Origin of the sequence: Proteiniphilum saccharofermentans, assembly GCF_900095135.1 — a bacterium.
In the GTDB taxonomy this organism is placed as follows: domain Bacteria; phylum Bacteroidota; class Bacteroidia; order Bacteroidales; family Dysgonomonadaceae; genus Proteiniphilum; species Proteiniphilum saccharofermentans.
The window spans coordinates 575,882-601,000 of the sequence record NZ_LT605205.1 but is presented as its reverse complement, the minus strand read 5'-3'; the positions used below and the strand labels follow the sequence as shown (position 1 = coordinate 601,000).

Here is a 25,119-nt window from a genome sequence, read left to right as displayed (position 1 = left end):
TCCCAAATAAATAACTCTATCTTTGCTGCAAGAAATCAACTAAATAACTGAGACGAACGCGATTAAAGCTATTATTCCGTTAATAGCAGCTAAAGAAACAAGCGACGAGAATAACCTGATGGTATTCTAAAGCGGAAAACAGGTATAACCACGCTGACCTACTTAAAAACAAAGGATCTTAGACAATGAAAAAAATTACCGTATTAACAGTATGGCTTTTTGCCTCTCTTATGTATGCCCAGCAAAATGTGAATTACGATGAGTCGAAAGTCCCTTCGTATGTGCTGCCCGGGCTTTTGCAATGTGAGAACGGAAAGGTGGTCTCGACCATAGAGCAGTGGGAAACGCAGAGAAGGCCGGAACTGCTGGAGTTATTCACTTCACAGGTGTATGGATGTAAGCCTGAGGGAAAGATCGACGTTACCTACGAAATACTGACGGAGAACCCTGGTGCGCTGAACGGTAAAGCAACCGGCAAGCAGGTGAAATTTACTTTTTCCAATGGGAAGAAAAAAACAGAAGCTATCCTTCTGTTGTATATTCCCAATAAACCGGCAGGCAAAGTGCCTGTTTTTGTCGGCTACAATTTCAAAGGAAATCACAGTACTACTTCAGACACAACGGTTCTTTACTCTCCCGTTTTCCATCTGGTAAAAGAACCGGATCATCCCGATTGGGAAAGAGGGAATCAAACAAGCCGATGGAGTTACGATAAAATTATCGACCGGGGATATGCCGTGGCAACTATGTGCTATCACGATATTTATCCCGATAAACCGGAACTAAGAAACCATAGTATCGTTTCCCTTTTCCCTGATTATAACCCCGATACCATTGTCCCCGATGAATGGCAAGCCATAGGTGCCTGGGCCTGGGGATCGAGCCGGATCGTCGATTTTCTGGAAACCCAGGAAAGGATAGACAGTGACAAGATCGCCATCATGGGACATTCCCGGCAAGGAAAGGCTGCGCTTTGGGCCGGCGCCCAGGACGATCGTTTTCGTATTGTGATATCCAATGATTCGGGTTGCGGTGGCGCGGCACTCTTCCGAAGGGAATTCGGGGAAACCATCGACATTATCAATAAAAACTTCCCACACTGGTTCTGTAAGAACTTTCATCAGTATAATAACCGGGAAGAAATATTGCCGGTAGACCAGCATCAGCTTATTGCCTTGATAGCGCCCAGAAAAGTGTATGTGGCGAGCGCCGAAGAAGATCTTTGGGCAGACCCCAAAGGTGAATTCTTATCCGCCTATCATGCAGGCCCGGTATATCTTCTCTACGGATTGACAGCCATCGATTCTGACAAGATGCCGCAATTGCATAAACCGATCATGGGAGACATAGGTTACCATATAAGAGCAGGCAAACATGATGTGACGGAATATGATTGGGAGTGTTATCTGGATTTTGCAGATAAGCATTTCAAGAATTAATTTGTTTTTAATCAACTTCAACAACATAAGATGAAACTAATTTCATCCATTATTCTCCTGTCGATCGTTTTATTCGGTTGCACAGGTACAGCAGAGAAAAAACTCACTGACTATGTGAACCCTTTCTTAGGTACAGCCACCCTATGGGAACCTGAGGATCTGGGATATGTACGTACCTGGGATGTACGTACCTGGGGGGCCGAAGTCTTTCCCGGAAGTTCCCTGCCCAACGCCATGGTGCAGTTGAGTCCCGTCACCCAGTTCCGGAGCGGAGCGGGATATCAATACGAAGATACGGTGATCTACGGGTTCTCACATACAAATAAAGGGCACTGGAATCTGTTGCATATTCCCCTGTTACCTGTTACCGGAGAGATTGCTCCTGGAAATTATGCCTCCGCTTTCAGTCATGATAACGAATCGGCTCACCCGGGCTACTATCAGGTATTCCTCGAAACATATAGTATCGACGTGGAACTGACTACCACCCTGCGTTGCGGATTTCACCGGTATACCTATCCCAAGGGGGAAGACAAAAAGCTGATTGCCGATATGACCCGTTCCAACAATCGGGTAAAGGACTGGAGCATCCAAAAGGTAGATGAGTATACTTTTTCCGGTTTTCAGGATGCCGAAGGAAAAATGTATTTCTATGCAGTATCCAATTATCCGGTAGAGGATATCCAACAGGTAAAAGACGATCAGCATGAAATTTCACTGGTAAATTTCGGGGAAAACCGTCAGGAAGACCCGCTGGAACTCAAAATAGGATTCTCCTTTGTCAGCATCGAAAATGCAAAGATGAACTTGGAAGAGGAGATGCTGAATAAAAGCTTCAATCAGGTACGGGAAGAAGCCGATGTAACATGGAACAGTTTACTCTCAAAGATCAAAGTATCAGGCGGTAGCGAGCGTGAAAAAGGGATCTTCTACTCTACCCTCTATCGCTCATTCCTCTGGCCTGCCCTGCGCAGCGATATAAACGGGGATTTCACGGATGAAACAGGAGAAGTCACCAATGAAGGATTCCGCTATTATACCAATCCCTCGTTCTGGGACGACTATCGCAACAAGTTGGTACTACTGGCTATGCTATCACCCGATGTGACTGCTGATATCATCAAATCGATTACTGACAAGGGGGAGAAAAGAGGCGGTTATATGCCAACTTTCTTTCACGGCGACCATGCCTCGGTATTCGTGGCTGGCAGTTATCTGCGCGGTATTACTGATTTCGATCTCGAACGTGCCTACAAGCTGTTACTGAAGAATGCCACCGTCCCGGGACGCGGCGGCAGACCCTATCTTGATGAATATATCGAACGGGGTTGGATTGCGGAGAAAGATACTACCAACGTACCTACGTGGGATGAATACAAGGCTGCTGTCACCAAAACAGTGGAATATGCCTATGACGATTATGCCACAGCTTTAATCGCCAAAGAGCTGGGCGATGAAGAGCATTACACGTTGCTGATGGGACGTTCCAACAATTACAAGAACCTGTTTGACCCATCCACCGGTTTTTGGCGCGGGAAGATAGATAATGGAAACTGGATTGAGGATTTTGACCCCTACTATCCCTACTTTGCCTATATGTACCGGGAAGCGAATGCCTGGCAATCGCTCTTTTTCGCTCCTCACGACCCGGAAGGGATGATCGCTTTATATCCCAGCCACCGGGTGGTGGAACAAAAGCTCGACTCACTCTTTACCGAACCGTGGAGAGGATATGAGGCGCACAATATGACCGGCTTTATCGGTAATTACTGTCACGGTAACCAACCCTCCCACTCGATACCTTACACCTATTACTTTATCGACAGACAGGAGAAAGCACAATGCGTGCTGGATAGCATCATGGATCGTTTTTACGATATGGGTGCTGAGAAACTGGCTTATGCCGGGATGGACGATGCGGGTGAGATGTCGGCCTGGTACGTGTTCAACGCTATCGGACTTTATACCTACTCGCCTGCCGATCCGGAATATATCATCTCTGTACCCCTGTTCGACGAAGTGAAGTTCTCTCTGGGTAAAGGAAAGGAATTTACAATCAGAAAAGAAGGCAGCGGAAAGAAGATACGGCAGATCAGATATGGCAATGAACCCATAGAAGGATGGTTTATTCAACACAACCAACTCCTACAGGGTAAAGAATTGGTAATATCTACTGAATAGTATCAGGAATACTCTATTTACAGGACCGGACCCGGGGAAAGGATCCGGTCCTTTATTTTCATACGACTAAAATATTTATTTTCAATGGTGTCGTATGGAACTCGCTTTTAGTCATGCTCTTGTGTGAGAACAATTATCATGCTCGTTTCATACTATAACTATTTGAGAATAATTGTTGTTGATTGAAAGTAGGATGCCGTTGACCGATAAAACCCACCTTAAGGATCCTTTTTGACAAAATTGAATTTCGAAACGACAGAAAACAATTTGGGTTCAATGGACGAGGTTTATTTGATTTTAATAATATCTCAGTTTTAATCAGATACCAGTGACCCAGAGTAACAAATAATTATTACATTTGCATATATATACTTAATCGGGCAATAAAGATGAAAACATATTTTGGATTAATAGCATGGCTGGTTGCAGTGTGTTTATGCGCCCAACAAAATGTGAATTACGATGAGTCGAAAGTACCTGCGTATATCCTTCCCAACCTATTGCAGGCTAATAACGGAGAAAAGATTACCAGTGCGACACAGTGGGAAACGCAGAGGAGACCGGAACTACTGGAGTTATTCGCTTCACAGATGTACGGCCGTACACCAGAAGACAATATCGATGTCGCCTATGAAATAGTAACGGAAAATCCCAATGCCATGGATGGGAAGGTAACCTCCAAGCAGGTGAGATTTATTTTTTCGAATGGAAAGAAAAAAATTGAAGCTCTTTTATGGATGTACATACCCAACAAGCCGACGGGTAAAATGCCTGTTTTTGTAGGGTATAATTTCAAAGGAAACCATAGTACTACTTTTGATACAACGGTACTATATTCTCCTGCTTTCCATTTGGTGAAAGAACCGGATCATCCTGATTGGGAAAGAGGGAATCAGGCAAATCGATGGAGTTACGATAAAATTATCGATCGTGGATATGCCATTGCGACAATGTGCTACCACGATATCTACCCCGATAACCCGGAGCTAAGGGATCACAGCATTGTCTCTCTTTTTCCGGAATACGATCCTGAAGTTATTGCTCCCGACGAATGGCAGGCCATCGGTGCCTGGGCCTGGGGGTCGAGCCGGATCGTGGATTTTTTGGAAACTCAGGAGAAAATAGACAGTGACAAGATTGCCATCATGGGACACTCCCGCCAGGGGAAGGCAGCTCTATGGGCCGGTGCTCAGGACGAACGTTTCCGGATTGTGATATCCAATGATTCCGGATGTGGGGGCGCTGCCCTTTTCAGAAGGAAATTCGGTGAAACCGCAGCCGTCATCAATAAGAATTTCCCCCATTGGTTCTGTAAAAATTTCCGACAATACAACGATAAGGAGGAGACCCTCCCGGTGGATCAGCACCAACTTATCGCCTTGATAGCACCAGGAAAGGTATATGTGGCAAGTGCCGAAGAAGATCTTTGGGCAGACCCGAGAGGTGAATTTTTATCTGCTTACCTTGCCGGCCCGGTCTATCGCCTATACGGATTAACTACTATTGATTCGGGAGAAATGCCGGCGTTGCATAAACCAATCATGAGAGATATCGGTTACCATATAAGGGCTGGCAAACATGATGTAACCGAATACGACTGGGAGTGTTACCTGGATTTTGCAGATAAGCATTTCAAATAACGATCCCCGAAGAGCAGATAATAGCAAATTTGATATTCAGTTTTATTTTTCCTATATCTTTTTAAGAATAACTGTTTTTGCCTGGAAATCGTTCGTTTTCTTCGCAATCAGGAGGATTTCATTCCATCTCTCAAGTGGGACATAAGACTTTCCATATGTCTTACTCGCTGATATGAATAATTTATTTCCTTCGAGTTTATAATCGGAGCGAAACCCACCGTAGTCATTCGAATAGTCGGAAGACAACGCATCTAACCCATCAACGGTATATCCTTCAGGAATCTCTATCTCAATATCATAGTTCAGGCTCATGGCAGTCGGGAGATAGGCTTCAATAGTACGTTTTTCATCCCGTTCTGTGGGTTCCCAATGTTGTCCTATCAGTCTGCCCACTTCAAGGATAAGATTATTCCCTGCATTCTTCACCAATCCGTCCACTGTATAAGACACCATATAATCCAATGCCGGACGGTCGGTTGCTATACCCATCGAACTGAAAAAATAGTCCCCGATCTTTTCCGGTTTTTGTCCATGATATACGGTAAGTTCCAGCTCAACATTCTCTTTTTGTTCCTTCTTATGACTCTCTAACACAGAAGTATACTCATCAACACGCTTGCGGGTTGATTTGTTTTCCTGCAATTCCTCCATTAATGTTTGCCGTATACCCAGCTTTTCTCTCATTTCTTTATCCCAATCTTCATAAAGCAGCAGTTGCCAATAATCTTCTTTCACATTACCCGTACATCTTAAATTACGTTTTACGTTCAGATGGGACGGATTATCAGTTGGAATAATCACTTCAATCCGGGAAGTTAAAAGGTTATCCTCTGTTTTTGATTCAGGGATCTCATATTGTCCCTCACTACCTTCTATGCCATACTTTTTATTGGCAGCATATTTGACCACTTCAACGGTGGATGCTGTCTCTCCCTGATACGCAGGAGGAACTTCGCCGGCGTATCTATATCCATTTCTGAAAAAGAAAAGCTGATGATCATTTGCCAACAGGCCGGTTACAATATCGTCATCCGAAACCACCCCTAAGTTCAACTTAGGATATGGCAATGTTTTACAGAATAACTTACGATTTTTTTTATTTTAAAAACTATCTTGTATTTTTGCCATTCATAACAAAACAGGTTATCACCTTACTCATGTTTCGCACTTCCCTCAAACCATTGACAAAGAAATAGAAGGGAAATGCATTATTATCTATATCTCTGTACTATAACATTTTATATTTTACAATTTCTCAATCGTCCTTAACCATCACCGAACAACACAGTGCAATGATCATGGATTCTGCTTTTGGATTGGCCAACATTTTTTCAAGTAAATCATCGGCATCCATCTCCAATACCTCGCATACTGAGCAGGCTAACTCGATGAACAGCCCCCATAGCCGTCTGTCGAGTGTTTCCCTGAGCACATCGGCGTTCATTGACCGATAGAGTGCCCCTTTCGACTCGTAGTTATCGTACCGGAAACGCAGTGTCAATAACAGATAGGCTATCATGCTGATGGTCGTTTCTGCTACCTGGGCGTCAAAGTTACTGGATTGACATCTTCCCAGGTTCAACAATTGCTTCGATTCTCGATTGAACACCTCCACAACCCATCTTACCTGGTAATGCCTGATCAATCCCTTGAACGTCAGCTTCGTGTCCGTCGTCAACAAAACCTTCCATTTGTCATTTTTGCCCCGACGACTAAAGAAAAGGCAGATCTCAACACCTTGGTACAGCACTTTGGCCTGTTTGTACTGGTAACCCAGGGAACGGCAGCGCCTGGCTTTGCCCAGCATGTTATTGATCTGGGCGTGGGTCAGGCTCTTACCCTGGTACTCAAACTTAGTCTTTGCAAACTTGTACATCCCGATCAGGTGAACTTCCTTGTCCTTCACACCCCGGATAGCCTGTATCAACGCATCGCAAGTAAACCAGCTGTCCACCAGGACGTAATCAACGCGAAGCCCGCGATAGATGGCCGTGAAAAACATCCGCAGGACCATCTGGATCTTGTTCGTGTCCACTTCTTCCACACGTTTAGCGGTATACGAGTCCTTGATACGCTTGCAACTGTATTGCTTGCGGATCTGCTTTTTGCTCATCCCAAAGGGGCGTTCCTGATTCTTCCCTTTCTCCCGGTGAAGACTGAAATCCAGTGGCATGGAGGACTTGCCGTCCCAGTACATCATCACCAACAGCTTGAATCCAAGCACGTAGCTGTTTGTTACATGATCCCATACCTTCCCGATCTTCTCTATACGCTTACCGGTTTTGGACAGGGTGGTGTCATCGAAGATCAGGTAACGGGATGAGGTATCATCTACATCACTATCTTTGGACGTCACCGTCAGAAAACGATGCACAAGATGCCACATAAGCATCCGCCAGCATATAAAGGGACTGTTCTTCAGGCGATAGAACACATCCTTGCCCATGGTGGAACCTTCACCTGTGGGGCTGTTCAGATAGGAGTTGACCGTCTTGTCTGAACTGACCACCATGGAGACCAGCAGGGCCAGGACCATTTTAAAATCATATCCCCGGGTCTTGAACCATTTGAACTCAGAAAGACCTTCGCTTAGCTTCAACGCCTTGAAGCGGCTAAAAATATCTTCCGCGGAAACCCTGCCGGGGGTAAAGTCCGCTTTCAACTCTTGAATCTTTTTAACATCTTTGTCCCGCAGCATATTTTAATGGTTTGGCTTCCATCGCTAAGATAATCATTTTCAATGATATATCAGCTAAAATATGCTGCTTTTTTTATCTCTTATCCTCTGATTATCAACTTCATTTTTAACTGCGAAACATCAGTCACCTTACCGTTTATCAGGCAGGGAATAAATTAAAGAATGGATTCTCAAACTAACAGGAACAGAGGGAACGGCTGGGCTTTGCTCCCTTTCGTACTTTTCCTTATACTTTACGCCATCACGTACGCTATCACACGTGACCTACGCAATATGCCCGTCTCAGTGGCTTTTACAATAGCTACGGCCGTCGCCATTCTTTCTGTGCGACGGACTCCTTTCCCGGAGCGGTTACGTATCTTCTCAAAAGGTGCCGGTAATGAAACTATCATGCTCATGGTCGTCATCTTCATCCTTGCCGGCGCTTTTTCTGCCATTGCCGGTTCAATGGGAGCTGTAGACGCTACCGTAAACCTGATCCTTTATACCATGCCGCCACAGGCCATCATGGCAGGATTGTTCGTAGCGGCATGTGTGATCTCCATGTCAATGGGCACTTCAAGCGGGACCGTTGCCGCGCTGGCACCCATTGCCGTCGGTATTTCAGGGCAAACCGATATAGCCCCGGCCATGATACTAGGTGTAGTAATCGGGGGTTCCATGTTCGGTGACAACCTCTCGTTCATCTCCGACACTACTATTGTAGTAACCAAAACACAAGGCTGTAAAATGACCGATAAGTTCCGTGTCAACTCCATGATTGTTATCCCGATGGCAATCATTATGGTGATGATCTATATCTTCATGGGACGTGATATTACCGTCACCGACAAAGTGGCTTTCGACAGTGCCGACTGGATAAAGGTAATCCCCTATCTCGTCGTATTGATCACTGCATTGGCAGGTGTGGATGTGATTATCGTCCTCCTGACCGGAATAGTACTTTCGTCATTTTTCGGATTGATCTCTCCCGATTTTTCAATATGGGATCTGACGTTATCAGCGAGAACAGGTATTGTCTCGGATATGGGTGAACTTATCATAGTCACTATTATGGCAGGCGGAGTTTTCGAAGTTATCAAATACAACAAAGGGATCGATTGGCTTATCCATATACTCACGCGCAAAATATCGTCGAAACGTGGTGCGGAATTCTCCATTGCCGGTTTGGTGATGTTCACCAACTTCTGCACCGCCAACAATACTATCGCCTGTATCATCACCGGTCCGATTGCCAAAGATATCAGTACCCGTTTCGAACTCGACAACCGCAAAACGGCCAGCCTGATGGATACCTTCTCCTGCTTTGTGCAAGGTATGATCCCTTACGGCGCACAATTACTCATTGCCGCCGGAATAGCGAATATCAATCCTGTAGAAATCGTCCCCAGGCTTTACTATCCCTTCCTGATCGGTATAGCCGCCACTATTGCCATTGCAGTGCGTTACCCGAAACGCTATTCTTAAAAACCTCGGTGCTGCATATTCCCGAAGATCGTGTCGGAATGAAGTATCAGGTCGACGTACTGTGCCCTCTTGTAGATTAACAGATTGTCGTTTTTATTGAGTACACTGTCCGAAAGTTTTCCCCTGAACTGATCCAAAGTATCGTAACCTTTCCTTTCCATCCATTCCTCAATCTCACGGATCATTCCTGTGATCTGTTTCATCCCATGCCTGTAGACAACGCTTACCACCTGTACACAGGTTGCACCGGAGAGGATCAGCTTGATCACATCATCCCCGTTGAAGACACCCCTGCTACCACATACGGCAGCATTCACACGGCCGTAGAGCATTCCGGCGATACGCAACGACTGTTTGTAATCACCCTTTTTACTCAGGTTAAATGCTCTTCTGTGACTCTCCTTCTCAATATCGATATCAGGCTGAAAAAAAGAATTAAAAAGCACCATTCCGTCCACGCCCGCTTCATCGAGACGTTTCGCGAAGTGAAGAATATTGGTATAGTCGGAACTGAGTTTTACACTCACCGGTATGGACAGTTGTTTTTTTATCTCAGTAACCATCGCTATCTGTCGATTTTCGATTTCTGCCGCATCAAGGTCGAACTGCGTGGGTGTCTGATAAAGATTGAGTTCTATTCCGTCCACTCCGGTCTCTTCGATCAGGCGTGCATAGCGGAACCAGGATGATTCGTTCACGGCATTCAGACTGGCTATCACCGGTACGGAAAGGCTTTCTTTCGCATTGCGGATCTTTACCAAGTAATACTCGATCTCGGAACGATCGATATCAGGGTGAAGCGAAGTCATCTCGGCATGGATATCGTTATACTCGTCCTTCAACTCGTCGAATTGCAGATCTTCCAACTGTATCTGTTCTTCAAAGAGTGTTTTATAGACTATGGCTGCAGCTCCCGCCTGCTCGGCTTTTTTCAGTGAATCGATCTCAGATGACAGTTCTGATGCCCCCAGTATGACCGGGTTTTTGAGCGGAATGCCCATGTAGGATGTTTCCAGGTTCTTCATACGACTATATTTTTTATATATTAATTTCTCACGATCAATGCCAAAATACCAGCTTCTATCTTTATATTAATCCTCATGGCCGGTTCAGGCACAGGATTCCCGGCATATCAGTTTATAAAAATTCACCTCAATACAGGTTTAGCATACAAGACAAAGTTACATTTTTTTCACGAAAGAACCATATCGGGATATAAAAATATAGTTGTTAAGCATCATCCAAGAGTTACTGTCGCTGTATTACGGTATCGGGGAATTTGTATCGGGAAAATCGAGCGAAGGGGCTTGGGGAACGGGAGTTATTGGCCAAATCTCGAATCAACCACAACAAGAATTACCCGGCTTGCTCGGTTTTTCGATTGATCACCCCTCTATATCATTAAGGTCGAATTGTTCAAAATAGTCCAAATTCCGGATACTAAGTGCCCTAGCCCGACCTCTGGCACGTTTTTCCAAAAACTCTTCGTAGGATTTTACAGCATAATGGTTGATACGAATAACATCGTGCTGGGGGTTGCGATCTCTGAAATTCTTTCGAACCGATTGACCGTGCGAATCAACAGTTTTTCCGGACATTCTTGCTACTTCATGGCAACCGATAAATGAAAAGACACGACGTGGATTGACAATACTCTTAACATTCCTGTTCAAAATATGGCTTGGTTCCGAATGTCTTTTAAATCGCTCCATGACCCCTCCGGCCACTTTTTTTCTGGCTCCACCGCTACCATATACCAACCAATTAACTTCTACTGCGGACGCACCCTCGAACCTGCACAAAAACTGGGGAATCGTTTTGTCTTGCATAGGCACTATGAACTCATCCAGATCAATAAACGCAATCCAACGTGCATCCAAACGATGTTTTTCCAAGCAATCATCATAGACCGGCAGTTGTTGTTTCACCCCCTTCCTAAACACATATTCCACCAACCCTGATACTATGTAAGGTTCCAATACTTCTTTGGTATTATCCGTACTTTCGTTGTCATATATGTAAAACTTCTCTATTCCTAAATTATGATGCCATTCTATCCATTCCTGAAAATAGGGGCCTTCGTTTTTTGCTATTGCGCAGACAGCCAGATAATGCTTCGGAGATACCGTCCTATTGCGATATACCTTCCAGCGGAGTTTAAGGGCCCGTAGTAATCCATAACGCAAAATTCCCCGCCATTGGTTCCTCGTCATTTTGTGTGGGATGATTCCTGCCATGACCTCCGCAAACCCCTTACGCATCAAAAAGGATAGATCAGATTTTACCAATTCCTCACGCCACTTCTCCCTTTTCGATCTGTTAGGAATAAATGCCGTCAGAAAGTTTGCCATTGATTTATTTATGATCATTCGTTGTCGTCTTCACCTTAATAATGGATTAAAAGAGAAATTCATAATAAAGACACATAAAACTGAAAAACACTGCATTATTTTAGTTTTTTTAATAATAGGATAGCTTTTTCGCTTCTTGTTTCAAGCGTTCTACTTCTTGACCAACTCGCATGATGACTTATAAATTTCTTCACGGACAACCTGTGTAGGGTCTTGTCATTCCAATATTCGGATTTCAACTCAAGAAGGTCGATTGAATTTTTTCAACCGTCATGAAGTGAATTTATTGATAAAATGTTGTAAGCGGGTGAAGATTGATTCCATACCATAATTGCTGAAGTGATGTATTGCAAAAATAAGGATAAAAGGGAAAATATAGGTAAGTGGAACGGGAAAAGAGTGGCTCATGGTTAAAGTTGTTTAAATCTTATATCTCGTTTTCTTTGGAGCCCTTTGGCGTCCTGCAAAAAAGAAAAACTGCTGTAAATCAATTGATTTACAGCAGTTTTTCTTGGTACTCGGAGCGGGACTTGAACCCGCACAACCGTAATGGTCACAAGATTTTAAGTCTTGCGTGTCTACCATTCCACCATCCGAGCGCACCTTGAGCGGAAGACGGGACTCGAACCCGCGACCCTAACCTTGGCAAGGTTATGCTCTACCAACTGAGCTACTTCCGCAATAATATTTAATTCTTTTACCGGATCCGCTGCCCGTTACTTCCTTGCCAAGGTTAGTTCCCATTTCCTTTTTGGGGCAAGGTTATGCTCTACCAACTGAGCTACTTCCGCAATAATATTTAGAACAAAGATTATTAACGCATTAAAAACTCTGCCCTTTTTTGCGACTGCAAATGTAAATATGTTTCTCCGTATTTCAAAGCAATAAGGAGAATTTTTACAAGCAGAACTTAATTTATCTTGTTTATACCGCCCTACACACCTATTTCTATCGTTTCCCGCACAGCATCCTGAGTCAGTTTCTTGGCATAACTGATAAAGAATCCGGTGAGTAACAGATTCAAACACATAGCCAAAACCGAGACAATCAGCAACACACCTCCCAATTGATATCCGATCGCTATAAATAACACTCCGGCACCTACCTCTCCACGGGTAAACATACCCACTGAAACGGCAAGTCTTTCGCCAATCTTGCGATCCCGATAAAAAAGTAATGGAAAGAGCTTTCCTATATTGGAAATCAGAGTTACCAAAACGACATGCAAAGCAATCACTCCCCAGGAAGGTATCGGTATGCGGGAAATTATAGAGGACGACTGCTCCGCAACTGTACCGAAGTCGACTCCAAGAAACAAAGGCATACTCATCCCAACCAATAACATAAAGAGGTAAGATATAGAATTTCCTACCCTTTCACTTTTCAGATCGGGTGCAGCATTATGGTCACCTTTCATAATCATCCCCAGAACAAAAGCCGGAAGAAGAATCTCTATATGAATACTGCCGTCACCGCCGAAAAAATAGGTCGACACCCGGTAAAGGGCTTCAATCAGGGCATACATAATGACAGAATACAATAATATTGACTTCCAGTCCTGACGGAGATTGTAGGTGTTCATCTTTTTCCAGCCCACCCATATCAACATGATGGCGACAATAAGTATCACGAACATCTGCCAACGCATTCCGATCATCAGTATCTGCAAAGGGATCATTAGCAGGATGGTATCCAGGTCGTCAAAAATAGCCAGCACCTGTACCTTTTTATACACCCATGTATGCTTTAATCCGGCAGCAATCAGCATCGTGAACAGAATACCTGCCGAAGTGGGAGCCGCGAAACGGCTCAACAGGAATGTTTCCTTCCAAGCATCTCCACTCCCCCATAGTTGCATCCCGGACGGCGCTACCGCAAACAGATAATACAGGGCTACCAGTATCCAGGGGAATGCAGCCGCTCCCATAGCCACCAGATAATCTTTCGAATAGGATCGCCATTGTTCTTTATTTATTTCGAACTCGCGCCCTACATTGATCATGATAAACGCCAGCGAAACATATAATAATGCATCTAAGAAAATCTTGAACGAATAGAAATTATCACCTAAAAGATGAGGGACAAGCTGTGATAAAATAAGGCCGGTAACCAGCAAGAAAGAGAAAATAAAAACTTTTTTCATTCAGTAGAATTATTAAGGGTATAACAGAAAAATAAGTAAAAAGAATTATACCCGTGAAAAATTAGGGTGCAAAGGTAGTAAAAAAAATCGAATTACCACCACGATAATGGCAGCGGGATCAAAAAAAGGCGTGTTTTTTATCAAAAATAATATTAAATCCCCCTGAGGTTAATTGACTACCCGGTAACTGCCATCCTGCAGCGGTAACACATTGTACCGTTGCAAGGGCTCCGTTGAAGGCCCCGACTCCACACTGCCGAGACCGAACATAGTAACAAAAACGGAACCGCATGAGACACATTTTACCTTACCGTTATATCCCTCATTCTCTTCATAATCGGGGGTTACGGTTATTCCTTTGCTGTCCTCGTGAGGACAGCAAAGATCAAAGGCGTGCAGATCCCCTCTTGCGTCGGAGACGACCAACACCCCGGCGTAGCCAAAACGGTCGGAAGGAAGACGTCGCTCTTCCTCGGTAAAGATTTTATATGAGTGCGGATTATTCAATATGGCGTCATAACCACTGGGGTCAACCCTGAAATTCACAGGTGCATACGGAACGGTCTGACGGGCTGTTTCGTCCCCGCAGGAAAATGCAAGCAGGATAATAACCGAAAGGACAAACACCATCCGTCTCATAATGTAGCTCCGTCAAGGATCGCATCAATCCGTTCCAGTTCTTCTTTCGTGAATGAGGTATTCTCTAACGCCTTGAGATTATCCTTCAACTGCGATACATTACGTGCACCCACAATAAGAGACGTGACTCTCTTATCTCTCAATGTCCAGGCCAATGCCATTTCGGCCATGGTCTGCCCTCTCTGTATAGCCATCGCATTCAACTGCTTCACCTTATCCACAAGCAATGAGGTCACCTGTTCTTTCTGCAAGAAACCGGATGGATTGGCGGCACGCGAATCTTCAGGAATTCCATTCAAATACTTATCGGTAAGGAGCCCTTGCGCCAACGGGGAAAAGGCAATAAATCCGGAACCGAATTCTTCTGTGATGTCCAGGATATCCTTTTCAGGCAGGCGATTGAACATACTATATTTATCCTGAAAGATGAAACAGGGAACATCTCTTTCTTTCAGGTAGTTCATAGCAACACGCGCCTGTACGGGTGGATATTTGGACAAGCCTATGTAAAGAGCCTTCCCCTGTCGCACAATATCGACCAGCGCCTGCATTGTCTCCTCTACCGGCGTATTGGGGTCATAACGATGTGAATAGAAGATATCGAAATACTCCAATCCTGTCCGTTTAAGACTCTGATTGATGCTGGCCATAAGATATTTCCTCGATGAACCGTCTCCATAGGGGCCATCCCACATCAGATGCCCCGCTTTGGAGGAAATGATCATTTGGTCGCGATGGGAAGAGAGATCCTCTTTCAGGATCTTTCCGAAGTTCGATTCTGCTGATCCCGGAGGAGGACCATAATTATTTGCCAGGTCGAAATGGGTTATGCCCTGTTCAAAAGCATGTATTACCATTTCACGTGCAGTCTCATAATCATCGGCAAATCCAAAATTATGCCAAAGCCCCAGTGATATTTTAGGGAGTTGTACGCCGCTGTTTCCACAATAAGAATAATGTGTCATATCTGTTTAATTATGAAGGGTTGAATATCTCATTGCATTCTCTTTTCAATCTCAGCATCCGATATCACGCTGATTATAGTTTGTCCGTCGGGGGTATAAGTAGGAGAAGGTGACGCAAAGAGTTGGCTCACTATAAGCAACATCTCCTCCGTAGTCAATGTATTTCCGTAAGGAATAGCCGTCAGATTGGCAAGCGAAAGCGCTATTGATTCCTGTATTTCCGATTTCACGTCACTTCCCGTCTCCATACTTTTTCCGATCATGGAACGGATCAGTGCGGCAGGAGCAGCATTTTCAATTTCAGAAGGGACAGCCTGTATGGCAAAGCTGTGATTACCCAGATCGCTCAATTCAAAACCCAGCGCCTCCAAATCCTCCATGATGGAAGGCAAGGCGGCTGCCTCGGAAGCCGACAGTTCCAACACTTCGGGGAATAATACCCGTTGGGAGATTCCCCTTTTATTCCTTATCTGCTCCAGATATTTATCGAAAAGGATACGTACATGCGCCTTGTGCTGATCAATAATCATCAATCCCGACTTGACCGAGGTGAGTATATATTTCTGCTTATACTGGTAATGTTCCGGGGAAAGTTCAGTCTCAGGCAAATTACGATCGCCCCCCGCCGGCTTGAACAAGGTAGCGGGGGTTCTACCCTCTATCTCATCAACCAATTCCTTTTCTTTTTCGAATCCTTTATAAAGCTGCTCCCAGCCAAAAGCAGGCACTTTCGGCTGCGGGGTTTCAGTACGGTGACTGTGAAAAGGATTATAACCGGGATCAACATTCACCTTCGGCATCGAAGAGGTGCGGGAAGGGTCGTAGACCGGTATTTCGGGTGCATCATCCCTGTCAAAGTCGATGGTAGGAATCGCATTGAATTTCCCCAGCGACTCTTTTACAGTCACCATCAGTATCTGCCAAAGAGCCTGTTCGTTCTCGAATTTAACCTCCGTCTTGGTTGGATGAATATTCACATCAATCGTATCCGGGTCGACTTGAAAATAGATGTAGTAACCTGGTTTCTCGTTGGCCGCAATAAGCGGCTCAAACGCGGTAGTGACCGCACGGTGGAAGTAGGGATGCCGGATATACCGGTTATTGACGAAAAAGAACTGGTTTACTTTCCCCTTCCTGGCAAATTCGGGCCGGGCTATATAGCCATAAATCTTCCCAAGCGTAGTCTCCTCGTTGATTTCGATCAACTGCTGATTCGTATTTTTCCCTTCTATCTGAACGATGCGTTGCCTCAGTCCCGTTTTGGGCAGATGGAGTGTTTCCACTCCATTTTCAATCAGTGTGAACTCCACATCAGGATTAACCAACACGATACGCTCGAATTCGGTAAAAATATTTCGTCGTTCCGTCTCATTGGATTTCAGGAATTTTCTCCTTGCCGGCACATTGAAGAAAATATTCTTCACGGTGATTGAGGTCCCGGTAGCTGCTGCCACCATCTCCTGTTTTTCGACCTTCGATCCGGAAATGACCAGCAGCGATCCCAATTCATCCTCTTCCCTCCGACTCTTTACCTCTATATGGGAGATCGCAGCAATAGAAGGGAGAGCTTCACCCCGAAATCCCATCGTGGTAAGTGAAAACAGATCATCGGCACTCCGTATCTTGGAGGTGGCATGACGTTCGAAAGCCATCCGTAGATCGGTAGCAGACATCCCTTTGCCATTATCAATAACCTGGATAAAGGTACGTCCGGCGTCCTTCACACTGAGAATAATATGTGTAGCGCCGGCGTCGAGCGAGTTCTCGATCAGTTCCTTCACTACCGATGCAGGGCGCTGTATTACCTCACCCGCAGCAATTTGGTTGGCAATGGAATCCGGAAGGAGATGAATAATATCAGGCATATTCTATATCCGTGCTATCTAACGTAAAAACCAGAAAAAGAAGATCGCGAAAAGAACCACAAGGATAATGATAAGCAATCCATTATTAGCGAAAAAAGAATTTATCCCGGAACTTTCCTTCTCCTTACGTTTTTTCAGATGACGTGTCTGGGAAACAAATTCCGTCTTAAAATCCTTCCTTTCGACCGGTTTTTCCTCCGGCAATACCCCCATCTCCCTTTTAACTTTCTCGATCCTGTCTTGCAAGTTCTTCTTGCGCTCCTCCTCTTCCGGATTATAAAGGATAGGCGTATAATTGAATTTACGCGGTTTTCGGTTATTATAAAAAAAGAAAACACCCATAATAAGCTGCTGTTTGGTTTATGAAAAAATAAAAAAACGAAGTAAAACAGGCAAATCACACAAGATTAGAGCGTGATATCTTCTCTCTCAAAGCGTCCCCGACGGGGTTCTGTGGCTTCGGAGCTACGCCGTTCATTCCTGCGGAAAATATCATCAGAACCAGTAGGTCGCAAATAATTGAGCCAGACAAATTCTTTCAGTCGAGTCTCTTCGGGTTTTAACAGGGGCAAAGGAGTCATGACTCCTGAAGTCGCTGAATACGTCTTTAATTTCGTAATCCGGTCCTTTTCTGTATCCATCTCCAGATAAGCACTCTCCATCCTATTCAACCCGATGATAGTACTGTCTTCCTGCATTGCATAGTATAGTGAAACTGCATCACCTTCCACCAGGACATGATAGAGTTCCCCGTCACGGAAGAAAGCGGTCATATCCCTACCGCTCAATTGATTGAACTGATCCTCTTCCATCCTTTCCTGGATAGCCAGTGCATAATCTCTCACAATAGCTTTTTCGATGGTGGAGTCGTTCAGGAAAACATCGATCCGGTTTCCCAGTATCTGATTATTATCGCTCCATATTACAGGATCACCAATCATATAAAGTATGGAGTCGGCTGAGGCATAGTGCAGCGAGTCACATACACCCTGAAGGTCTGAGCGATAGAAACGTACGTTATAGAAAGCCTTCACATCCCGGTATATTGAATCGGTTTTCATGATGAGCGTGTCACCGTGCACATACAGGCTGTCGCCTTGGGAGTAGTCAATGGCATATGCCTTGTCTGTAGCCATTCCATACTCCGTCTTTTCATCATAATAGCCATAATTCCCCCTCAGGATAGCCTTCTGGGCCTTATCCTCCAGGAACATATCGCCAAACACCTCTCCCTGTCCCGTTTGACGGTTATAGAGTATAGTATCGCCGATAAGTACTTTTGTCCCGTCATTGCTATACACTTCCGAACGGTCCAATAATTTGGAGTCGTCTGTCACAGTATTATACCATCCCTTGCTTGTATGCACATAACCGCTGTCGGATACAATACGTGAAGGACCCAGGATATCGACAAATTTCGACTCGGTGTTGTATTTCAACGTATCGGCATAAATAATATAGTCTTCATTGACCAGTTTCACACTGTCATTGAACAGTGCCTCCTTAGTATCAGGGCTATATTGCCCCCAGTAAGAAGTCAACTCGTTCTTCTCATCCACCAGCATCCCTCCATCGAAGTAATATCCCAGATTGGTAGTACGGTCGTAATCGAGGCTATCGGTAAAGAGCGTAGCAGTCCGGTCTTCCATCCGGATATTATCACGAAGCCGTGCCAACCGGATATTTCCATCGTAGTGCAGGTAGTCGCCATACACAAAAATGGTATCCCCCTGCTCCATCCTCACATTGCTGAATGCTTCAAATGAATTGGCCTGCTGATAGAGGTAAGCACTATCGCAATACATGAATGCCCCTTCGTGATAAAAGACCACATTACCTGTAAAGATTTGCGCATCGAATCCATCCCTCTTGCTCAAAAGATCAGCCTGCCTCATTTCCACAATCTCCACCGGAGGATCCGCAGATTGTTGCCGGGGAGGCTGCTGTGCATAAGTCGACGCTAACATAAGCGAAAGTAGCCCGAACAAAAGTATGCCTCCTCTGAAAGATTGCAAGCGTTGTTTCCTCATTGCCGTAAGAACACAGTTATTTTAGCCAATCCTTGTATTTATATTCGCATCCTTGCCATTCGGGATCTATACGAACATACGTTTTCCTGATTTTATCCTGCAGCCATTCATCCACCAGCTTTTGCTGTTTGGCATTCTCGGCCATCTGTTTGATGATCTGGTAATCGTTATTGATATTAGCCCTATGCCCTTCGTTACGGTCGGTAATTTTAATAACTGCTGCCACCTCCCGCCCTTTATCATTTATCATAATAAATGGCGTGGACACGTCTCCTTTCTTCATTTCGCCCGCAACCTTCGCAATGTCCTGATTTAACTCGTTCAGGGCAAACCGTGGCGTACCGGCATTGGCACTTCTGGGGGTATTATTCACCATGATCCCTCTGTTATTCCGGGTGTCTTTATCTGCAGAGAGGTAAGTGGCTGCATCGTCAAACGTAATTTTCTTGTCCATGATTCCAGTCCTGATAGAGTCGAGGCGGATGATCGCCGTATCGAGAGACACCTTAGGTGCTTTCGGCTTCAACAATATATGCCGGAAGTTTCCCATATCGTTTCTCCGTTCGATCAACTGGATGATATGAAAACCATATTCAGTCTCCACAACATTCGATACTCTTTGCGGGTCATTCAGCGCGAAGGCCACATTGGCAAACTCAGGAGACAAAGAAGAACGGTTCATAAAGCCCAATTCTCCTCCTCTCATAGCCGATCCCTGGTCTTCGGAATGGAGTATGGCCAATGTAGACATGCTATTTTTGCCACTGGTTATCTGTTCCGTATAATCTCTCAACTGCGCCTTGACCCTATCAATTTCCTCCAATGGAATTTCCGGCTCTACCGTGATGATCTGCACTTCCAGTGTCGTCGGAATGAAGGGAAGGCTGTCCTGGGGAAGGCTGTTATAATATTTCCGGATTTCGGAAGGTGTCAATTGCACGCTTCCGAAATGCTTCTGTTGCACACCTTCTATGAGTTGCTGTTCACGGAGCTGCTCACGCAGGTCTTCCCGGATGGCAGTCATACTTTTACCCCAATATTCTTCCAACCTCTCTACTGAACCAACGGAAGCAATATATTCATTGATCATGTACTCCAGTGAACGGGTCACCTGTGATTCCTGCACTTCAATACTGTCGAGCTTCGCCTGATCGAGAAACAGTTTCCTAATAGCCAACTGCTCGGGAATAAAACAATAGGGATCACCTTCAATACGCTGATTCTGCATCAGTATCTCTTTGCGGTATTCTTCCACCTCTGATTTCAGGATAGCTTCATCGCCTACCACCCATACAATCTCATCGACCACATTATTCTGGGCAATCATCAGACTGGGAACGAATAACATCGCCATAAAAAAGAACAATATCTTCACTGAATATTTCATATGATTATTTTATTGTTTTATTTCGGTATATGGAACCTTTGATGTTCAAAATAATCATTACCTTCGGGTGTTTAATGATTATTTTAAACATGTCGGTTTCATACGATAATATTTAATTTTTTACACTGTGCCCGTATGGAACTCGCATATTATCATGTTCTTGAGCGAGAACAATTTTCATGCTCGTTTCATCTGAAAAACTACATTCCAACTCTTACACCCCAATTCTGGGAGTGTAAAAGTAATGATAATCCCCTTAGCAGCAAAATAGTTTGATGGTTAAAAGTAGTTATATCGGCAGAAGGGAAGGTTCGCCGATTTTAAAAAAGCAAGCAGCCTTTTGATTTAAAATAAAATTTCTTTTTGTTTTTCTTTTTTATTTATAGATATTTGTCCTTTTAATATCTTAGTAAGATGAAAACAACCTTAAAAGAGATTTACGTTCTGTTGGCATTGATGCTCGTTATATTTTCTTCATCTACGACTTCAACAACAGGGAAATCGGACACCCCTCCAAAAGTGATTGTAGCATATGTTACTTCCGGGAGTTCAATTATGCCTGATCCGGCATATATGACACATATTAATTACGCTTTCGGACATGTAAACGATTCATTTAACGGAGTACGTATCGACAATCCAGACCGATTAAAACAAATCGTTTCCCTAAAAAGGAAAAAACCGTCCCTAAAAGTACTACTGTCGATTGGAGGATGGGGCAGCGGCCGATTCTCCGAGATGGCCGCCACGGCAAAGAACAGAGAACAGTTTGCGGAAGAATGCCGGCAGATTGTAAATGAATTCAATCTTGATGGTATTGATCTCGACTGGGAATACCCTACGAGTTCTGCCGCAAATATCTCATCTTCTCCCGATGACACTGACAATTTCACCCTCCTTATGAAGGATATAAGAGGCGCCATTGGAAAAGAAAAGTTGCTAACATTGGCTTCTGCAGCATCTGCCAAATATATCGACTTCAAGGCCATTGACCCCTATGTGGATTTTGTGAACATCATGGCTTACGATATGGCTACTGCCCCAAAACACCTTTCAGCACTGTATCCTTCCGAGCATAGTGGCCGTTTAACATCCGACGAAGCGGTAAAAAGACACCTTGCGGCAGGATGCCCCAAGCATAAACTAGTGCTTGGTATGCCATTTTATGGCCGAGGCGAGAAAAACAAGATCCCTGACTTCATCGATTATAAAGAGATTGAGAAACTGACAGGTTTCACCACTCTTTGGGATGAAAGAGGGCAGGTTCCCTATCTTGTCGATTCAATCGGACAATTGGTCTGCGGTTTTGAGAATCCTCGTTCATTAACAATCAAATGCCAATATGTAAAAGACCAGGGACTGCTAGGCGCCATGTATTGGGAGTATAACTGTGACAACGAAGCGGGAGACCTAAGAAAGGCCGTTTACGAGACAATTATGCATTGATTTCCCCGTTGGCCACTGGATAAAAACAAACAGAGGCGCCATCAAGACGCCTCTATAGCAAAATATCTAACCTGAAGTTATCCTTCGATTGCTGCCTGTGCTGCGGCTAAGCGTGCTATAGGCACACGGAACGGGGAACAGGAAACATAGTTCAGTCCCACCGTATGGCAGAATTTCACTGACGACGGTTCGCCCCCGTGCTCTCCACAAATACCGCACTTAAGGGTGGGTCTGACTTCACGTCCTTTCTGCACAGCCATACTTACAAGCTGTCCCACTCCATTTTGGTCGAGTACCGCAAACGGATCATGTTTCAGGATTCCCTTATCCAGATACATCGGCAGGAATTTAGCTACGTCGTCACGACTATAACCGAAGGTCATTTGCGTAAGGTCGTTCGTTCCGAATGAGAAGAAATCGGCTTCTCTGGCAATCTTATGCGCCGTAAGCGCTGCACGTGGTATCTCAATCATCGTACCGATCTTATACTCTACCGAATCGTTCTTTTCTGCAAATACTTTTTGGATAGTATTTTCGATGATGTCTTTCTGGGCTTTGAACTCATGGACGATACCGGTGAGGGGAACCATGATTTCAGGACAAGCGGTAATACCTTCTTCCTTCAGCTCAATGGCCACTTCCATTATGGCTCGGGCCTGCATCTCGGTGATCTCCGGATAGAGGTTTCCAAGGCGGCAACCACGCAATCCGAGCATCGGGTTTGATTCGAGCAATCCTTCCACCCGTTCGTGAATATCTTTGTAAGAGATCCCCATTACCCTGGCCATTTCCATCTGCCCTTTTTCATCGTGAGGGACAAACTCGTGCAATGGCGGATCGAGCAGGCGAACAGTAACGGGCAGGCCGTCCATCGCCCTGAAAATTCCGGCAAAATCCTTTTTCTGCAATGGGAGCAGTTTCTCCAGCGCTTTTCTACGTCCCTCTTCATCTTTTGCGAGGATCATCTCCCTCATGGGAATAATCTTATCTTCTTCAAAGAACATATGTTCCGTACGGCACAAACCAATACCTCTAGCTCCAAAATCGCGGGCCACTTTGGCATCACGCGGGGTGTCGGCATTGGTTCTCACATCCATACGGGCATATTTATCGGCGATCTCCATCAGTTCGTTAAAATCGGCATCCAGTTCAGCATCCTGGGTTTCTATTCTACCTTCATATACAAGACCGGTGGAACCGTTCAATGATATCCAGTCTCCCTCTTTCAGTTCCTTGCCGTGAATGGTCATGGTACGTTCTTTATAATTGATCACCACATTGTTGGCAGCCGAAACACAACATTTACCCATTCCTCTTGCCACTACGGCTGCATGGGAAGTCATTCCGCCGCGTGCGGTAAGGATTCCCTGCGCAGTAGCCATACCGCGTAAATCTTCAGGCGATGTTTCAATACGGCAAAGGATTACTTGTTTACCTTGCTTGCTCCATTCTTCGGCCTCATCGGCATGAAATACCACCTGACCGGTAGCAGCTCCCGGGGAAGCAGGCAGACCATTGGTCAGCGGTTTTGCCTGAGCTAACAATTTCTTATCGAAAACAGGATGGAGCAACTCATCCAACTTTTCAGCGTCACACCGTTTCAGTGCAGTTTTTTCATCAATATATCCCTGGTGGAGCATATCAATAGCGATTTTCACCATCGCAGCACCGGTACGTTTTCCACTACGGGTCTGCAATAACCAGAGTTTTCCGTCCTGGATGGTGAACTCAAGGTCTTGCATATCCTTGAAATAGTCCTCCAGTTTCTGCTGAACTTCAATTAATTCCTTTGCACATTCGGGAAGCGCTTCTTCGAGTGAAGGATATTTTGCAGCACGCTCCTCTTCTGAAATACCCTGCAGTTTTGCCCAACGACGGGACCCCTCGATAGTAATCTGCTGAGGTGTGCGTACTCCGGCAACCACATCTTCGCCCTGGGCATCGATCAGATACTCACCGTTGAAGATATCTTCCCCGGTAGCAGCATCGCGGGTGAAAGCAACTCCTGTACCGGAGGTCTTACCCATATTACCATACACCATTGCCTGCACATTGACAGCGGTACCCCACTCTTCAGGGATATTGTTCATCTTACGATAGAGGATCGCACGTTCGTTCATCCAACTATCGAAGACGGCACAAACAGCTCCCCACAACTGATCCCAGGGATCTACCGGAAAATCATTACCGGTATTTTCCTTTACGGCCGTCTTGAATCTTTTCACAAGTTCTTTCAGGTCATCGGTGGTAAGATCGGTATCCAGTTCTATTCCTTTGGATTCCTTCACCTCATCCATAATCTCTTCGAAAGGATCAATATCTTCTTTGCTTTGGGGTTTCATTCCCAATACCACATCCCCATACATCTGCACGAAACGGCGATAGGAATCCCAGGCAAAACGCTCATTACCCGACTTTTTGGCAATTCCCTCCACGGCATCATCATTCAGGCCAAGATTTAACACGGTGTCCATCATTCCGGGCATGGATACACGCGAGCCGGAACGGACAGATACCAGACAGGGGTTCTCCTTGTCTCCGAACTTTGTTCCTGTCAACTCTTCAATCTGGGCTACTGCTTGCTCAACTTCCTCCTTCAGGAGACCTACCACATAATCTCTACCCAATTCGTTATATTCCGTACAGACTTCAGTAGTAATAGTGAAACCCGGAGGAACGGGAACGCCAATTAAATTCATTTCTGCAAGATTCGCACCCTTCCCGCCAAGCAGGTTTTTCATATCTGCCCGCCCTTCAGCTGCACCGTTTCCAAAGGTATAAACTCTCTTTTTTTTCATTTTGATATTAAGTTATGACAAGTAAATGTTAAAATTTTATTATTATTTTTATTATAATCCGGCAAATATA

At 44.8% G+C, this 25,119-nt stretch carries 17 protein-coding genes and 2 tRNA genes; 5 read left to right on the top strand and 14 right to left on the bottom strand.

Annotated elements, in window-relative coordinates; genetic code table 11:
• Positions 1 to 185: 185 nt before the first annotated feature.
• The 3 genes from PSM36_RS02275 (at position 186) to PSM36_RS02265 (ending at position 5,260) form a co-directional block, all read left to right on the top strand.
• The gene (locus tag PSM36_RS02275) at positions 186 to 1,439 is read left to right on the top strand and encodes a glucuronyl esterase domain-containing protein (RefSeq protein ID WP_076928603.1); all 1,254 of its coding nucleotides are present in this window, start codon (positions 186 to 188) and stop codon (positions 1,437 to 1,439) included.
• 30 nt (positions 1,440 to 1,469) lie between these two features.
• Positions 1,470 to 3,620, top strand: coding sequence for a GH92 family glycosyl hydrolase (locus PSM36_RS02270; RefSeq protein ID WP_076928602.1), 2,151 nt, complete (start codon positions 1,470 to 1,472; stop codon positions 3,618 to 3,620).
• 389 nt (positions 3,621 to 4,009) lie between these two features.
• Positions 4,010 to 5,260, top strand: a complete 1,251-nt coding sequence (locus tag PSM36_RS02265; protein WP_076928601.1) for a glucuronyl esterase domain-containing protein — start codon at positions 4,010 to 4,012, stop codon at positions 5,258 to 5,260.
• A gap of 51 nt (positions 5,261 to 5,311) precedes the next feature.
• On the opposite strand, the gene PSM36_RS02260 is transcribed toward PSM36_RS02265, so the two are convergent.
• A complete protein-coding gene (locus tag PSM36_RS02260) occupies positions 5,312 to 6,328 on the bottom strand; it encodes a hypothetical protein (RefSeq protein WP_076928600.1) in 1,017 nt (338 codons plus the stop codon).
• 187 nt (positions 6,329 to 6,515) lie between these two features.
• On the bottom strand, positions 6,516 to 7,958 hold the full coding sequence (locus PSM36_RS02255; RefSeq protein WP_076928599.1) for an IS4 family transposase: 1,443 nt from the start codon (positions 7,956 to 7,958) through the stop codon (positions 6,516 to 6,518).
• A 162-nt stretch (positions 7,959 to 8,120) separates the two neighbouring features.
• Here PSM36_RS02255 and PSM36_RS02250 point away from each other — a divergent pair, with 162 nt between their 5' ends.
• Complete coding sequence (locus PSM36_RS02250; RefSeq protein WP_076928598.1) at positions 8,121 to 9,425, top strand: Na+/H+ antiporter NhaC family protein; 1,305 nt, start codon at positions 8,121 to 8,123, stop codon at positions 9,423 to 9,425.
• Here PSM36_RS02250 and PSM36_RS02245 read toward each other — a convergent pair.
• The 11 genes from PSM36_RS02245 to PSM36_RS02190 form a co-directional block, all read right to left on the bottom strand.
• Entirely contained in the window at positions 9,422 to 10,450 is a 1,029-nt protein-coding gene (locus PSM36_RS02245; RefSeq protein ID WP_076928597.1) for a dihydroorotate dehydrogenase-like protein, read from the bottom strand. The two genes, PSM36_RS02250 and PSM36_RS02245, sit on opposite strands and share 4 nt — an antisense overlap.
• A gap of 360 nt (positions 10,451 to 10,810) precedes the next feature.
• The gene (locus tag PSM36_RS02235) at positions 10,811 to 11,776 is read right to left on the bottom strand and encodes a glycosyltransferase family 92 protein (RefSeq protein ID WP_232001500.1); all 966 of its coding nucleotides are present in this window, start codon (positions 11,774 to 11,776) and stop codon (positions 10,811 to 10,813) included.
• 512 nt (positions 11,777 to 12,288) lie between these two features.
• Positions 12,289 to 12,375, bottom strand: a tRNA-Leu gene (locus PSM36_RS02230).
• An 8-nt stretch (positions 12,376 to 12,383) separates the two neighbouring features.
• A tRNA-Gly gene (locus tag PSM36_RS02225) sits at positions 12,384 to 12,456 on the bottom strand.
• A gap of 254 nt (positions 12,457 to 12,710) precedes the next feature.
• On the bottom strand, positions 12,711 to 13,919 hold the full coding sequence (locus tag PSM36_RS02220; protein ID WP_076928595.1) for a cation:proton antiporter: 1,209 nt from the start codon (positions 13,917 to 13,919) through the stop codon (positions 12,711 to 12,713).
• Positions 13,920 to 14,087: 168 nt separating this feature from the next.
• The gene (locus tag PSM36_RS02215) at positions 14,088 to 14,558 is read right to left on the bottom strand and encodes a Rieske 2Fe-2S domain-containing protein (protein WP_076928594.1); all 471 of its coding nucleotides are present in this window, start codon (positions 14,556 to 14,558) and stop codon (positions 14,088 to 14,090) included.
• Complete coding sequence (locus PSM36_RS02210; RefSeq protein WP_076928593.1) at positions 14,555 to 15,523, bottom strand: aldo/keto reductase; 969 nt, start codon at positions 15,521 to 15,523, stop codon at positions 14,555 to 14,557. Before PSM36_RS02210 ends, PSM36_RS02215 begins: the two co-directional genes overlap by 4 nt.
• A gap of 29 nt (positions 15,524 to 15,552) precedes the next feature.
• The gene (gene mutL / locus PSM36_RS02205) at positions 15,553 to 17,388 is read right to left on the bottom strand and encodes a DNA mismatch repair endonuclease MutL (protein ID WP_076928592.1); all 1,836 of its coding nucleotides are present in this window, start codon (positions 17,386 to 17,388) and stop codon (positions 15,553 to 15,555) included.
• Positions 17,389 to 17,406: 18 nt separating this feature from the next.
• On the bottom strand, positions 17,407 to 17,730 hold the full coding sequence (locus PSM36_RS02200; RefSeq protein ID WP_076928591.1) for a hypothetical protein: 324 nt from the start codon (positions 17,728 to 17,730) through the stop codon (positions 17,407 to 17,409).
• Positions 17,731 to 17,795: 65 nt separating this feature from the next.
• On the bottom strand, positions 17,796 to 19,418 hold the full coding sequence (locus tag PSM36_RS02195; protein WP_076928590.1) for an OstA-like protein: 1,623 nt from the start codon (positions 19,416 to 19,418) through the stop codon (positions 17,796 to 17,798).
• A gap of 16 nt (positions 19,419 to 19,434) precedes the next feature.
• A complete protein-coding gene (locus tag PSM36_RS02190; protein ID WP_076928589.1) occupies positions 19,435 to 20,805 on the bottom strand; it encodes a peptidylprolyl isomerase in 1,371 nt (456 codons plus the stop codon).
• A 414-nt stretch (positions 20,806 to 21,219) separates the two neighbouring features.
• On the opposite strand from PSM36_RS02190, the gene PSM36_RS02185 reads away from it, so the two are divergent.
• Entirely contained in the window at positions 21,220 to 22,251 is a 1,032-nt protein-coding gene (locus PSM36_RS02185; protein ID WP_083710893.1) for a glycoside hydrolase family 18 protein, read from the top strand.
• 77 nt (positions 22,252 to 22,328) lie between these two features.
• Here PSM36_RS02185 and ppdK read toward each other — a convergent pair whose 3' ends face one another.
• A complete protein-coding gene (gene ppdK / locus PSM36_RS02180) occupies positions 22,329 to 25,049 on the bottom strand; it encodes a pyruvate, phosphate dikinase (protein ID WP_076928588.1) in 2,721 nt (906 codons plus the stop codon).
• Positions 25,050 to 25,119 lie beyond the last annotated feature (70 nt).

Coding starts and splice junctions, on each gene's coding strand:
- PSM36_RS02275 (WP_076928603.1), top strand. CDS start 186: ATGAAAAAAATTACCGTATTAACAGTATGGCTTTTTGCCTCTCTTATG.
- PSM36_RS02270 (WP_076928602.1), top strand. CDS start 1,470: ATGAAACTAATTTCATCCATTATTCTCCTGTCGATCGTTTTATTCGGT.
- PSM36_RS02265 (WP_076928601.1), top strand. CDS start 4,010: ATGAAAACATATTTTGGATTAATAGCATGGCTGGTTGCAGTGTGTTTA.
- PSM36_RS02255 (WP_076928599.1), bottom strand. CDS start 7,958: ATGCTGCGGGACAAAGATGTTAAAAAGATTCAAGAGTTGAAAGCGGAC.
- PSM36_RS02250 (WP_076928598.1), top strand. CDS start 8,121: ATGGATTCTCAAACTAACAGGAACAGAGGGAACGGCTGGGCTTTGCTC.
- PSM36_RS02245 (WP_076928597.1), bottom strand. CDS start 10,450: ATGAAGAACCTGGAAACATCCTACATGGGCATTCCGCTCAAAAACCCG.
- PSM36_RS02235 (WP_232001500.1), bottom strand. CDS start 11,776: ATGGCAAACTTTCTGACGGCATTTATTCCTAACAGATCGAAAAGGGAG.
- PSM36_RS02220 (WP_076928595.1), bottom strand. CDS start 13,919: ATGAAAAAAGTTTTTATTTTCTCTTTCTTGCTGGTTACCGGCCTTATT.
- PSM36_RS02215 (WP_076928594.1), bottom strand. CDS start 14,558: ATGAGACGGATGGTGTTTGTCCTTTCGGTTATTATCCTGCTTGCATTT.
- PSM36_RS02210 (WP_076928593.1), bottom strand. CDS start 15,523: ATGACACATTATTCTTATTGTGGAAACAGCGGCGTACAACTCCCTAAA.
- mutL (WP_076928592.1), bottom strand. CDS start 17,388: ATGCCTGATATTATTCATCTCCTTCCGGATTCCATTGCCAACCAAATT.
- PSM36_RS02200 (WP_076928591.1), bottom strand. CDS start 17,730: ATGGGTGTTTTCTTTTTTTATAATAACCGAAAACCGCGTAAATTCAAT.
- PSM36_RS02195 (WP_076928590.1), bottom strand. CDS start 19,418: ATGAGGAAACAACGCTTGCAATCTTTCAGAGGAGGCATACTTTTGTTC.
- PSM36_RS02190 (WP_076928589.1), bottom strand. CDS start 20,805: ATGAAATATTCAGTGAAGATATTGTTCTTTTTTATGGCGATGTTATTC.
- PSM36_RS02185 (WP_083710893.1), top strand. CDS start 21,220: ATGAAAACAACCTTAAAAGAGATTTACGTTCTGTTGGCATTGATGCTC.
- ppdK (WP_076928588.1), bottom strand. CDS start 25,049: ATGAAAAAAAAGAGAGTTTATACCTTTGGAAACGGTGCAGCTGAAGGG.